Source organism: Moorena sp. SIO4A5, assembly GCF_010672005.1.
Taxonomy (GTDB): Bacteria; Cyanobacteriota; Cyanobacteriia; order Cyanobacteriales; family Coleofasciculaceae; genus Moorena.
Genome location: NZ_JAAHHZ010000002.1, coordinates 29,316 through 42,133 on the forward strand (window position 1 = coordinate 29,316; position 12,818 = coordinate 42,133).

Sequence of the window (12,818 nt, forward strand, 5' to 3'; positions counted from 1 at the left end):
TCGTGATTTTAGCTCCCGTTACCTTGACCAGACCAACGCCTACATCACTACATCTTTACCACTACCTTTTTTTTTACACATATCTAAAGCTTGTTCAAAGGTAATTTTTGGAAAAATTTGTAGTTTACCATCAACTGTAGCATCATAAATCTCTCTACCAGATCTATTAAAGTTAAATCGAGCCATATGATAGGCTAATTCAGAGCCTTCTAGGTCTGGCAGATGCCATTCTTTATTCCCAAAATCCCCAGGGGTAAAATGGTTTGGGTCATCTCCTTTTAGGAACTGTTTTTCGTTAGGATTACCTACAGCAGTAAAGTTATGATCGACTCCTATCAAGAAAATTCTCTTAAAGCCCATATAGAATGCTAGCTGCATTGCTACATAAGTTACAGTGTATCCTTCGCAAATTAACTTCGATGCATCTGTCTGAAAAACGAAAGGACTACCTGCTGTAAAAATTTTAGAAATATGATCCCTTTTATCTACCACATTATCAGCGGATATAGCTGATAAAAAAGATGGACAGTTTTACTTTTAAAACTATCTCGCGCTTTGCTCGAAAACCAAATGGTTTACTGCAACATGATAGCTAATATTTAAATTTACTTTATCAAATATTAAGTATATTTTGTTTAAACCAAACGTATAATAATTATTCAGTAATGATAAATCAATTTTATTAAGGTAAGGACCATTGCCAATAATAAAACAGTCCTCTTTTTTATGAAGATTTTTAAATTTTAAAAGGCGCTTATAATCATTAAAAGACCATTGAATGTACACTGGATATGAGTAATTATTAAGATACTCAACAATTGAATCTATTGCTACTCCTAATTGTTTTTGAAGCATAATCAATTCAGCCGTAAAAGGGTTAATTAGCTGGTTAACTAGTTTGGGCTTTAGATATGCGGATAAATCTTTATTGTTAACCTATATAGGATCGTGTAAACGTCCTCCAATGCCACCATCAACGCTTAAAGTTGCACCAGTTATGAAACTTGCTTCAGGCAAAGATAGAAACAATGCCACTTTTGCTACTTCTGCTGGTTCTGCAATCCGCCCTAAAGGATGCATTTGAGACAAGTTCTCAAACTCTTCCTTCTTCCCTTCAAACCCAGCCATTAACATTGGTGTCGCTACTGCTGCTGGACAAATCGCGTTTACCCGGACTCTTTCCCTAAGATCCACTGCCATACTTTTGGTTAAACCCACCAAAGCTGCCTTACTGGTTGCATAACACACAAACCCAGGCTTGGTAAGGCTTGCGTGAATACTGGCAATATTTACTACTGAGCCGACCGCTTGTTCCAACTCTGGCAGCAATGCCTGAGTTAACACAAAAGGAGCTACCAAATTAACATCTAGTGTCTGATGCCAATCTTCTACTGTGAGTTGGTTTGTGGGCTTGAGGATTTGCACTGCTGCATTGTTAATTAAGGTAGTCAAACCTCTGCTTTGCAAGTGCGATCGCACTTGCTCAACAATTTCTGAACAATAAGCTGCATCACTGCACATTTTCTGCAAATTGCCGACAATCATAACATCGCAGGATGCAGCCGCTGAAACTACATCAAGACCAATCACAAAGTGATTAGCTTCTTTAAAAACCTGGCACAAAGCTTGCCCAATGCCACCCGCAGCTCCAGTAATTAAAGCAGTTTTCACGTATTCAATTCCTAAGCACATCCAAGAAAATCAAATAGCAAATGCATTGCCTGATAACTAGCACGACGCACAGCATCCACCGTATTAGAAGCATTATGGGAGCCAAAAATACACTGTTCAAAAGGCCGTAGCGCAGAGGCTTCCGGTAATGGTTCCATTTCAAAAACATCTAAGGCTGCCGAATGCACCTGTCCAGAGGACAATGCCTCCACCAATGCTGCTTCATCAATCAATGGACCTCGGGCAACATTGATCACCCGCACCCCTCGCTTTGCGAAAGCAAATGTTTCTGAATTCAGCATATGACGATTTTCACTAGTTAACGCACAGGTCAGCACAATCAAGTCGGCTTCTTCCAAGCGTGCGGGCCAAGTAGCAGGTTGTACTGCTTCTAATCCCTCCACTGCTTGGAAATAAGGATCGTAAGCAATTACCCGCATGTCAGCTGCTAACAGCCGCTTCGCCGTATTGCGCCCAATATCCCCAAACCCAACTAAAGCAACCGTCTTATCCCCTAGAGAAATGCCTGCTGGTTTTAGCCATGTTCCTGCTCTAACGGCTCGGTCAATCATGAAAGTCTGTCGTGCTAGGGCAATTACATAGCCCATGGCAATATCGGCTACTTCCGCACCAAACATACGAGGGGTATTTGCTACTAAGATACCATTATCATTCGCTGCTGTAAAGTCCACATTATCAACCCCAACACCCCACTTGACTGCTGCTTTTAGCTTCCCAGATTTCCCGTTCTCAAACACTTCGCGAGTGGCAGGATCATCGCCAATAATCCAACCGTCATACTGAGGAATGAGGGACTTTAGTTCTTCCACGGATAGGGTTTGCACTACTGGAGGACAATCAACTTCAATGGCTTTTGCTGCAAAAAGTGGTTTGAATTCATCCATCAAACCTAACATGGGTGGACAGGTAATTAATACTTTCATTGCTCATGCCGCTTGTACAACAGAAGAAGGGTAGAGATACTGGGCAACTGCTTCAGCCATTTGCCAGTCCACTTGATCGTCAATATCAATCGACTCTAAGGGAGGAGTTTCAAACATCATAGGTTGCTTGCCAATCCTAGCTTGGGTGGCAGCGAAGCTTAAAGGTGTAAAAATGTAGAGATTAGAATTTTATTCGTACCAGGGTTCCAAGTCCTGAGTTCTAATTAGGTTATTGGGATTGTGGTTAATGGCAGAACCATCTTGACGGTAGAAGCGAGTTTGGAAGCGATTAACTGTAAATAGCGAATCAGCAGTTCCCCTAGCCCTAGCCTCCAGAAACTGCTGAAGTGCCTTGCGAATTGTTGTCCCACTGAGGAGGGGATTTGTAGTGTGGGTCATCAAGTAAATATCGGCAGGTTCATTTGCTATGTCATCTGCCAGAATCCGGTTCATGCTGACGAAATCACCACACAATTCTGGTTTGCGATCGCGAATCTGAACTCGATCTGAATCGACCAATCCGTGTTCTGCCAGAATAGAGCGAGCATCTGTATTTATAATCACTTTTGAGACTTCGTTTAGCTCAATAAGTGCATTTAAAATTCACTTGAATAAAGGGTTACCATTCAATGGCTTAAAATTTTTACCCTTGACTCGCTCGCTGTTAGCTTTCATTGGCAAGAGAGCAATAATTTTCGGTTCAGTATTAAAATAATTCATTAAAAACTAATATCTAAAAATTTTGTAGTAAAATGTAAATACTTAATCAGATAAGTTACGTAAAACTACCCTAGCTGGAGCTCCTTCTACTCCCTTGAGCTTAATTGGAAACATAACAACTCATACTTTCCAGTTGAAATATCCGTTAAATTCAAGCCTTCAATAATAACAACCTCGGATTTTAGCAGAATTTGATGAGTTTCCGGACCATCATCAAAACGTTGGACTGACAAATAATCCACCCCAATTAACCTAATTCCCCGTTCAACTACCCATTCAGCCGCATCTGCTGTGAGCGCCACAAAGTCCGGCTGAAATTCCCGCACTTGCGATCGCCACAGCCGATAGTTTCGCGTGTGCAAAAGCAAACGCTGTATGTTGGCAGGTAGAGTTAACTGCTTTAATACCTCTGCGGTGATTACATCGACATCATCGGGCACAACTACAACGTAAACCTCTCCGATTAGAACATCCAGAGGTAGCTGTTCCACACTTTCCCTGGGATGAAATGCATTGGAGCATCAACGTGAGTCCCCGTATGTACACTAAAATGCAGTGTTGTATCGGTAGCAATATCACCATGTTCTAAATCGAGGTGACGGTGAAATTCAATTGCTGGGCTACCAGGCCAGGTGGGAAGGTATGGGGATACGGGTACTGAAATGTCAATATACTTGCTCGGAGGATTTTGCAGAGGAGCCATAGTCAATGAGTCGTCGATTGTCATAAGAAAAGGTGTTCTGGTAAGGTGATAGGCTGCGTGGATAATAAAAGGTTTGTCGCAGGCGGTTGCTGACTAGTCCCCTTTGGGCAAAGCCTTGGTAGGTACCCCAGAATTGCATTAAGCGGAATATAGGAATTGAAAGCAAATTTGGCTTGAAAACACCGTCATGGAATGCATGATAGTAGTCACTGACAACATTTGTGGTGAACAGGCGCAAAAAATCCCAAAAATGGAAGTGTTCTTGGGGATAAATCTGTTTAAGAGCAATGGCTTCTCGTTGATAGCGGTTGTAAATGCGTTTGGGGGTTTCCTCATGAACATGAATAATTTCAGCTGCGGGAACGTAAGCAATGCGGTAGCCTAAGGGCATAATCCGTTTTGCCCAGTCCAAATCCTCTAAGCCTGTGAGGGTTTCGTCGTAGGGAACGTCTTCCCACAATGATCGCCGGATCGCAGCATTAGCATTGTTACAGAAAGGATAGTCTTGATTCCTGACATGAACCGACTGATCGGGAAACCAAGTAGCAAATATCTGGTGTTCTGAATACTTGCTTGTTTCGTTACCGCGTTGTTTTCCGTAGGTTAAAGCAATCTTAGGATCTTTAAAGGGAGCTAACAGCTTTTCAATCCAATCTTGGTAGATGGGATAAACGTGAGCACTGGCAATAACGATGAATTCCCCGGTGGCAGCCTGACATCCAAGGTTGAGCGCTCGGCCAAAGGAAAACTCTTCCGGTTTGATGGATAATAGTTTGACGGGATAGCGGGATGCAATGGATGGAGTGGCATCAGTAGAACCTGAGTCAACAACAATGATTTCTACATCTTGGATTGTCTGCTGCATGATGCCACTGAGCAGACGACCGATGTGTTCTTCTTCGTTATAGCAACGAATGATAATGGATATTTCAGGCACTTTGCTTAACTATAATGGGGTTTATAGTACAGCGTTGAGTATGTAGCAATTCTCAGCGACGTTTGAGGTGCTTTCGTCCTGGGTTTTAGGGAGCAGGGAGCAGGGAGCAGGGAAGAGGTAAGACGGAAGAGGCAAGAGGCAAGAGGCAAGAGGCAAGAGTGAAAAAATGCTGTGTACCTAATAGTTATGAAAAACGCTGTATAGTGTTTTTTTAATCCAACAAACATTAGCATAATGGTTATTTTTGTATTGGTATTTTTAAGATAAACTTACTTTTTGTTTAGGTAAAACCGGTTGAGGTTTATTGGATTTTTAAACTCAAAAATTCCCCATCACCAGTAGAACAATCTCACTGTAAGCAAATGTGCGCAAGGCATCTTCTGGTGTATTCACAATTGGTTCACCCCGTAAATTGTAGGAAGTGTTTAAGAGGACGGTAATTCCAGTTGCCTCACCAAAATTTTCGATTACTTGATAATAGAACGGGTTAGATTCTTGGCGAATAGCTTGTAGGCGACCTGTGCCATTATGACAGACAGCTTGAATTTGCTCTTGCTTATCTTCAAGAATTGGTGCCACCATCTGCATATAGCGAGGCAGATATTGGTTTTGTAAGTTAGAACCGGAAAAATACTGATTTACCTGTTCGGCTAAGATAACTGGTGCAAAAGGACGAAATGCTTCTCTAAATTTAATTTTGGTATTGACAATTTCCTTCATTTCTAGTTGGCGTGGATCGGCTACAATCGAGCGGTTTCCTAATGCTCTTGGACCCCATTAACCACGCCTTTCAGGGGTAGGTTTTTAATAAACTGGAAAAAAACGCGATGCTCTTAAACAGCGGCTAAGGGAACACAGCCATGAAGAAGAATCAAGATTACCAAAAATGGTTGAGGACAGTGACTAAAAAAATGCCCCATCTGAGCAAACCTCAAGCAGAGGTTTTAGGGATGTGGAGTTTTGGCATTGTGATGACCGGCTCTTGTGGACTGACCACAGTGGCAGTTTTTCTAGCGGCCTTGCTCGGCAAAAAAGAAAACACTGTACGTCAACAGTTGCGGGAGTGGTACAGAAATCAGCAAGACAAAAAAGGGGATAAACGAGCTGAACTTGATGTCACCAGCTGTGCAAGCCCCACTCCTGCAATGGGTGTTAAATGGATGGCCTCCCCAGAAAAAATCGATGGTTTTAGCTCTTGATGCTTCGTTCCTTTTGTTGCCGATTTACCCTCTTAGTTGTGAGGGTTGTCTATCGCGGCTGCGGTATTCCTGTGGCTTGGAAAGTGATCGAAGCCAAGGCTAAAGGCAGTTGGCAACCCTATTGGCTGGATTTACTCTCCCACCTTACAAACACAATTCCCCAGGACTGGTTAGTTTTGGTGATGGCTGACCGAGGACTGTATGCCAAGTGGCTCGTGCGTTGCAATTCAACAACAGGGTTGGCATCCGTTTTTACGAATTAACCAACTTCGACAGTTTCATCCGGTGGGTCAACCCAGCTTTGTTCCTTTAACCACAGTGGTGACCCAGAACGGTCAAAGCTGGTCAGGTCGAGTAACTTGCTTTTCTAGCAATCCCCTCAGTTGTACCTTGCTGGCTCGATGGGACTCTGGGTACTCAGATCCTTGGTTGATTGTCACCGATCTCGACCCAGATCAAGCTGAGGGTTGATGGTATCGAATGGGTTCTTGGATTGAGTGTCTCTTCAAGGATACGTTGGCGGGGAGGTTGGCAATGGCACCAGACGAAAATGACTGACCCCCAAAGGGCTGAGCGTCATTGGTTGGCAATTGCCATCGCCACCTTTTGGGTCGTCAGTGTTGGAGGGGAATCTGATCCTGATCTATCCTTCAACGACTCACAACAGTTACCGGCAACCCCTGTCGAGAGTCAAAACTCTGACACCGGTACACCGAAACCCCGTGTTTTGAGCTGTTTTCGTCGGGGCAAGTTAGCTGATTCTTGCTGCTCTACTCAATCATCTTCCGTTACCTATCGGTCAATTTTTTCCCGATTTTTCTCCAAGTATTCCTTTTCTATCCTCAGCCCTTTATCTTAAAAACCTACCCTTGAAAGAAGGTAGGGTCGCCTTAATCAATAAGTTTCAACCAAAGGTGCCCTTGACCCGTAATTAAATTCGCCACGGGTCGCACCTCTTTTATGCATAGCCTGCCAACCCTAAAGGCGACCCTATCCTTACGGTAACTTCAAGACGCTCACCCTACCGGGTAGAGCGCGGGGCTTCTCGCGGTTCGGCTAACGAAGGCACCAGCTTAATTTATATCCCACAAAGCGCTAAAATAAGCCAGTGACCCTCCCCGTCCTATTCATAGGATTGGGAGTATCAAGCTCGAAATTGATACAATGCCCAAGACTTACACCGTCGAATTTAATCACAAAGGCAACACATACACTATAGAGGTGCCAGAGGATCAAAAAATTCTTGAAGCTGGCCATGGGGCGGGGATAGATTTACCCAGTTCCTGCACCGCTGGAGTCTGTACCACTTGCGCTGCCAAACGAGTAGCAGAAGGCAGTGTAGACCAAACCGATGGGATGGGTTTAGGGCCAGAACTCCAAGCAGAAGGCTATGTGCTGCTGTGTGTAGCTTATCCCCGCTCTAACCTGAAATTTGACACCGAAAAAGAAGATGAAGTGTACGACCGGCAGTTTGGTCAGCCGTGATCAGGTCAGTGCTGCTATATAATCTTAAGTATTTAGCTGTCAGCTATCAGCTATGAGCTATCAGCTATCAGAGGCTTTAACTGCTCCGGGTTTGATGAGTAAAACAAGCAGGGATTTTCAAGCAGCCGTATCAGCAGCCCCAGCTTGTTTACTACCGACCGTTGATTAGCTGACGACTGACGGCTGATAGCTGAATGCTTAAATATAATCAAATACCATTAGCCTAATAGCGAGAAGTAATGGTTAGATAGATTAGGATAGCCAGATTATCCTAATTAGAATTAGGGAGAAAACTATGACAACCCATTTCATTACTGCAGAAATTGACCTCCAAGAGTCCCCTAAGGAACTGCACCAAGCTATTGAAGCAGAACTACAAGAACGGGGAGAACCCCTGCGCTGGGCAGTTACCCATGTAGACCCTGAGCAGGAGAAAGCTACGGTAGAGGCGATTGTGACTAAAGAGCGCAAATAGTAAGTGAATCAGCGTGCCTATACCGTTGTTTTAATCATTCCTACTGGTGTAGGAGCGTCGATTGGTGGGTATGCCGGGGATGCCTTGCCAGTAGCTAGAGCGATCGCACAAGTTTGCGATCGCTTAATCACCCATCCCAATGTCCTCAATGGTGCCCAGTTGTACTGGAACTTACCCAACGCCTTCTATGTAGAAGGCTATGGACTTGACAAATTTGCGGCTGGATGCTGGGGATTACGCCCTGTACATCAGAACCGAGTGGGATTACTCCTGGATCAGGGGATTGAACCGGAACTACGTTTGAGACACCTACAAGCAGCAGATGCCACCAGAGCTACCCTAGGACTGAATCTAACCGACTACGTAGTCACAGATGCTCCCTTAAATGTAGAACTGCGCACAGCAGCATCTGGAGCGAGTTGGGGAACAATTGGAAATCCCGATAGTTTATTGCGAGCAGCCCAAGTCCTGATCGAGCAAGCCGGAGCAAATGCGATCGCAGTAGTCGTGCGTTTTCCCGATGACATTGATAGTCAAGCATTGCAAGATTACCGTCATGGTCGAGGCGTAGACCCCCTCGCTGGTGCTGAAGCCATTATCAGTCACTTGATTGTTCGTACCTTTCAAATTCCCTGTGCTCATGCACCAGCATTGATGCCTTTACCCATCGATCCTAATTTGTCACCTCGTTCAGCAGCAGAGGAATTGGGCTATACCTTCTTACCCTGTGTTTTAGTAGGATTGAGTCGCGCTCCCCAATTTGTCGTTAACCAAACAAATGCCCCCTCCTCCGTTGCTAATCCAGATTCTCAAACGATTTCCTCAAAACCAGGGGACATCTGGCCTGATGATGTAGATGCGATTGTCATACCAGCGACCGCCTGTGGTGGTAGTGCAATGTTAAGCTTTAGCCAGCTGCAAACCCAGATCATTTCCGTTGAAGAAAACCAAACTACCATGGAAGTACCTCCAGAACCTTTGGGAATTAAAGCAATACGAGTAAACTCATATTTAGAGGCTCTAGGCTTGCTGGTTAGCCATCGTGCTGGGATCAGTCCTAAAGCTCTGAGTCCATCCCTATCATCCCTGCGTCGCTTAAATTTTTCCTAGTGACAAAACAAATTCCCGATAATCCCGAACTTGAACCCCTAACCCGCATCCAAGTACTAGTGGCAATGGGTATAACTGCCGTAGTCTTACTAATCTTTGCCAAGCTATGGCTGCAACTAGGCAAGCTGACTCTCCTGCCCATCAAATTTACCCCCAATGCCCTAGTTATAGGACTAGCCATGGGGTTGGGAATTACTGCAGCCAGTGGCTTAGTCTATCGTCTTTGGCCAGCTTATCGCCAGAGTGCAGAAGTATACCTAAAGTTAATTCTCAAGCCCCTAATCATACCAGATTTAATGTGGCTAGGACTGTTGCCCGGTATGAGTGAAGAATTACTGTTTCGGGGTGTCATGTTGCCAGCAGTAGGGTTGAATGCTATCGGTATCATAGCCTCCAGTATGCTATTTGGGATTTTGCATCTAAGCGGTATCCAACAATGGCCCTATGTAGTTTGGGCAACCCTTGTTGGTTTGCTTCTCGGGTATAGTGCAGTAGCAACAGACAACTTACTCGTACCAATTGTAGCTCATATCGTGACTAACTTTGTCTCTAGCTTGGTATGGAAATTAGGTAATCTAGAAAATACAACATAGACTAGAAAAGACTATTAAATTTAATTAAAAATTAAATAAAAATTAAAAATTAAATAAAAATTAACAACTAAATAACAATTAAATAATAATCCTCAATAAATTGTGATAATTTTTCTGCCCTGTTCCCTACTCCCTACTCCCTACTCCCTACTCCCTACTCCCTACTCCCTACTCCCTACTCCCTGCTCCCTTTGCTAAATAACAATTAACAATTGATTAATGCGATCGCTTCGACTAGAATCCGATGTTCTTGGACTTGAATCCGGGCATGGAGGGTTTCTGGGGTATCATCGGGTAGCACAGGAACAGCTGCCTGGAAAAGGATTGGACCACTGTCAACATCTAGACTGACCACGTGAACCGTACACCCTGTAATTTTTACCCCAGCCTCAAGGGCTTGTTCCACAGCGCGCACACCTTTGAAAGTAGGTAATAAGCTGGGATGGATATTGAGAATCCGATTAGGGAAAGCGTCTAGGAGTACCTGTGTCACCACTCGCATCCAACCAGCCATCACGACCCACTCCACCTCATACTGTCGTAAAGTTTCGACAATTTGTTGATCGAAATCTTCCCGTTTTTTGGTGTGCCGGTGATTATGTAGAACCGCTGGAATGCCGTATTTTTCAGCTCTAGCTAACGCTTTAATGCCTGGATTATTGTAAATGAGCACGCTGATTTGGGCATTGAGTTGGCCGTTTGCGATCGCACTAGCTATCGCTTCAAAGTTACTGCCACTTCCGGAAGCCATCACTCCCAGTTTCACAGGGGAAGTAGTCGGTAAGGAGTCTACGCTCTGTTGGGAGGAAATGTTAGGGGAAATCAAGCTAGGGCTGGAATCTGGAGAAGTTATATTGGCAGTCATATCGGGAAATGCGATCACACCTTCATAAGCATTACCTTATACATACCAATTTTATAGGAATGTTGAGATAAATGAGTTTCTGTAAACTTCCTACACCTCTGTTACTTGTAAGTGTAGGCTGTCAGTAGCTGTGAGCCAAACATGCACCGGCACGCCTAATTAATTGCATACAAAGCTTAATTTCCGAGTCAAGGTATATGAGAGTCATACAATAAGTAATTTTACTTATTTTTTGCAATTTTGTCTGAGTAAGGCTTATAGAATTTAGATGGGTTTGCCATGATTTCCGAGTATAAATTCCTATTAGCTTGGGGTAGTCAAAACCTTTGCTAGGAGAAGATTTAAGCATTATCCTCACTCTGGGAGCCGAAACCTAATAAAAATTGAAATTTATCATGAATATGCGGATTTTGAATGATATGATCGCGGTGAAATTAAGAGTAGGATAAAAGGCGATATGATGAGGCAAGCACCTGTTTCTCCTGTGGTGCTAGTTATCTTAGACGGTTGGGGTTACCGCGAAGTAACTGATGCCAATGGGATAGCCCTAGCAAACACCCCTGTAATGGACAGCCTCTGGGCGGCCTATCCGAGTACATTAATTCGCACCTCTGGAAAGGACGTGGGACTCCCAGAGGGTCAAATGGGCAATTCGGAAGTGGGGCACTTGAATATAGGTGCTGGGCGTGTGGTGCCTCAAGAACTTGTGCGCATCTCTGATGCGGTGGAAAATGGCACTTTAAACGATAACCAAGCTATTGTGCAAGTATGCCGAGAGGTTAAATCTCGGGGTGGGAAGATGCACATCGTGGGTTTGTGTTCTGAGGGTGGGGTACACTCCCATCTCAATCACCTCCTAGGATTGCTAGCGCTAGCCAAAGCCCAAAATCTATCTGAAGTTTATATCCACGCGATTACCGATGGTCGTGATACTAAACCGACCGACGGCATTGAAGCAATTCAAAAAATTCAAGATTATATTGATCAAGTTGGCATTGGATGCATAGCCACCATTAGTGGTCGCTACTACGCCATGGATCGAGACCGACGCTGGGAAAGGATTTCAAAAGCCTATGAAGTTATGACTCAGGATGGTCCTGGAAATGCTATCTCAGCAGTACAATTCCTCAAGGAGTCTTATGAGTCAGAAATTACTGACGAGTTTATCTTGCCCACACGGCTTACTCCTGGAGCTGTGACAGCAGGAGATGGAGTAATTTTCTTTAACTTCCGCCCAGATAGAGCCAGACAGCTGACCCAAGCCTTCGTGGATCCTAACTTTGATGGCTTTGAGCGGGAACAGATCAAACCCCTAACCTTTGCCACCTTTACCCAGTATGACCCCAGTTTTCCGGTATTGGTCGCCTTTGAACCTCAGAACTTGACTAATATTCTGGGGGAAGTTATATCCCAGCATGGGTTGCGCCAATTCCGAACTGCGGAAACAGAAAAATACGCCCACGTCACTTACTTTTTTAATGGTGGTCTAGAAGTTCCCTTCGAGGGTGAAGACCGGAAATTGGTGCAAAGTCCGATGGTACCAACCTATGATAAAGCACCAGCCATGTCAGCTAAGGAAGTGACCGATGAAGTGATCGCAGCCATCGAAAAACGCATTTACTCCCTGGTAGTGATTAACTATGCCAACACTGATATGGTGGGCCATACTGGCAATGTGGAAGCCTGCATAGAAGCAGTGGAAACCGTAGACCGCTGCCTAGGACGCTTAATTGATAGGATTATTAAAGTTGGTGGCACTACCCTCATTACTGCTGACCACGGCAACGCCGAGACTATGCGTGATGAGACAGGTAATCCTTGGACAGCTCACACGACCAACCCAGTACCCTTTATCCTAGTAGAAGGGGAAAAATTAAAAATCCCTGGACATGGTACAGAAGTTGCATTGCGCTGTGATGGATGTCTGGCAGATATTGCCCCGACCATCTTGGAAATCTTGCAACTTCCCCAGCCAAAAGAAATGACTGGGCGTTCTATGATCCAACCCGCTAAGTTGGAAGTCCGTAATAATCGGACACCCGTGCGAGTTTCTCTATAACACAGGAAGTTGAGAACCCCTTTGTTTTAACCGAGGGAGAGTTCAAAACTTCTCAAT

Annotated in this window: 16 protein-coding genes and 2 pseudogenes; 9 read left to right on the forward strand and 9 right to left on the reverse strand. The window is 44.4% G+C overall.

What is annotated here, in order from left to right; genetic code table 11:
* Nucleotides 1-39: 39 nt before the first annotated feature.
* The 8 genes and pseudogenes from F6K57_RS01595 to F6K57_RS01635 form a co-directional block, all read right to left on the reverse strand.
* Complete coding sequence (locus F6K57_RS01595; RefSeq protein WP_293064205.1) at nt 40-492, reverse strand: hypothetical protein; 453 nt, start codon at nt 490-492, stop codon at nt 40-42.
* A 444-nt stretch (nt 493-936) separates the two neighbouring features.
* The gene (locus tag F6K57_RS01600; protein WP_198954210.1) at nt 937-1,671 is read right to left on the reverse strand and encodes an SDR family oxidoreductase; all 735 of its coding nucleotides are present in this window, start codon (nt 1,669-1,671) and stop codon (nt 937-939) included.
* An 11-nt stretch (nt 1,672-1,682) separates the two neighbouring features.
* Complete coding sequence (locus F6K57_RS01605) at nt 1,683-2,615, reverse strand: phosphoglycerate dehydrogenase (protein ID WP_293064210.1); 933 nt, start codon at nt 2,613-2,615, stop codon at nt 1,683-1,685.
* 189 nt (nt 2,616-2,804) lie between these two features.
* A complete protein-coding gene (locus F6K57_RS01610) occupies nt 2,805-3,218 on the reverse strand; it encodes a hypothetical protein (protein WP_364300882.1) in 414 nt (137 codons plus the stop codon).
* 203 nt (nt 3,219-3,421) lie between these two features.
* A pseudogene (locus F6K57_RS41805) lies at nt 3,422-4,062 on the reverse strand (cyclase family protein).
* Nucleotides 4,001-4,975: a glycosyltransferase family A protein gene (locus F6K57_RS01625; RefSeq protein WP_293064218.1), complete on the reverse strand. Its 975-nt coding sequence runs from the start codon at nt 4,973-4,975 to the stop codon at nt 4,001-4,003. The pseudogene F6K57_RS41805 and the gene F6K57_RS01625 overlap by 62 nt, the downstream one beginning before the upstream one ends.
* A 5-nt stretch (nt 4,976-4,980) precedes the next feature.
* Nucleotides 4,981-5,208, reverse strand: coding sequence for a hypothetical protein (locus F6K57_RS01630; protein WP_293064220.1), 228 nt, complete (start codon nt 5,206-5,208; stop codon nt 4,981-4,983).
* Nucleotides 5,209-5,293: 85 nt separating this feature from the next.
* Nucleotides 5,294-5,740: pseudogene (locus F6K57_RS01635) on the reverse strand (carbamoyltransferase C-terminal domain-containing protein); the annotation flags it as partial.
* A 95-nt stretch (nt 5,741-5,835) separates the two neighbouring features.
* On the opposite strand from F6K57_RS01635, the gene F6K57_RS01640 reads away from it, so the two are divergent.
* The 8 genes from F6K57_RS01640 (at nt 5,836) to F6K57_RS01675 (ending at nt 9,837) form a co-directional block, all read left to right on the forward strand.
* Nucleotides 5,836-6,174, forward strand: coding sequence for a hypothetical protein (locus F6K57_RS01640; protein WP_075903757.1), 339 nt, complete (start codon nt 5,836-5,838; stop codon nt 6,172-6,174).
* Nucleotides 6,174-6,437 (forward strand): hypothetical protein, encoded by a 264-nt coding sequence (locus F6K57_RS01645; RefSeq protein WP_143727837.1) that lies wholly within the window; start codon nt 6,174-6,176, stop codon nt 6,435-6,437. The genes F6K57_RS01640 and F6K57_RS01645 overlap by 1 nt, the downstream gene beginning before the upstream one ends.
* Nucleotides 6,376-6,645: a hypothetical protein gene (locus tag F6K57_RS01650; RefSeq protein WP_293024556.1), complete on the forward strand. Its 270-nt coding sequence runs from the start codon at nt 6,376-6,378 to the stop codon at nt 6,643-6,645. Before F6K57_RS01645 ends, F6K57_RS01650 begins: the two co-directional genes overlap by 62 nt.
* A 22-nt stretch (nt 6,646-6,667) precedes the next feature.
* Nucleotides 6,668-7,033, forward strand: a complete 366-nt coding sequence (locus F6K57_RS01655) for a hypothetical protein (RefSeq protein WP_143727835.1) — start codon at nt 6,668-6,670, stop codon at nt 7,031-7,033.
* Between the two features lie 305 nt (nt 7,034-7,338).
* Nucleotides 7,339-7,659, forward strand: a complete 321-nt coding sequence (locus F6K57_RS01660; protein WP_293064224.1) for a 2Fe-2S iron-sulfur cluster-binding protein — start codon at nt 7,339-7,341, stop codon at nt 7,657-7,659.
* Between the two features lie 295 nt (nt 7,660-7,954).
* Nucleotides 7,955-8,134, forward strand: coding sequence for a hypothetical protein (locus F6K57_RS01665; RefSeq protein WP_075903751.1), 180 nt, complete (start codon nt 7,955-7,957; stop codon nt 8,132-8,134).
* 3 nt (nt 8,135-8,137) lie between these two features.
* Entirely contained in the window at nt 8,138-9,244 is a 1,107-nt protein-coding gene (locus F6K57_RS01670; RefSeq protein ID WP_075903749.1) for a DUF3326 domain-containing protein, read from the forward strand.
* A complete protein-coding gene (locus F6K57_RS01675; RefSeq protein ID WP_075903748.1) occupies nt 9,244-9,837 on the forward strand; it encodes a CPBP family intramembrane glutamic endopeptidase in 594 nt (197 codons plus the stop codon). Before F6K57_RS01670 ends, F6K57_RS01675 begins: the two co-directional genes overlap by 1 nt.
* 205 nt (nt 9,838-10,042) lie before the next feature.
* Here the strand turns inward: F6K57_RS01675 and purN are convergent, their stop codons facing one another.
* The gene (gene purN / locus F6K57_RS01680; RefSeq protein ID WP_293064230.1) at nt 10,043-10,702 is read right to left on the reverse strand and encodes a phosphoribosylglycinamide formyltransferase; all 660 of its coding nucleotides are present in this window, start codon (nt 10,700-10,702) and stop codon (nt 10,043-10,045) included.
* Between the two features lie 460 nt (nt 10,703-11,162).
* On the opposite strand from purN, the gene gpmI reads away from it, so the two are divergent.
* Nucleotides 11,163-12,761, forward strand: coding sequence for a 2,3-bisphosphoglycerate-independent phosphoglycerate mutase (gene gpmI / locus F6K57_RS01685; protein ID WP_293064487.1), 1,599 nt, complete (start codon nt 11,163-11,165; stop codon nt 12,759-12,761).
* The last annotated feature ends 57 nt before the right edge of the window (nt 12,762-12,818 follow it).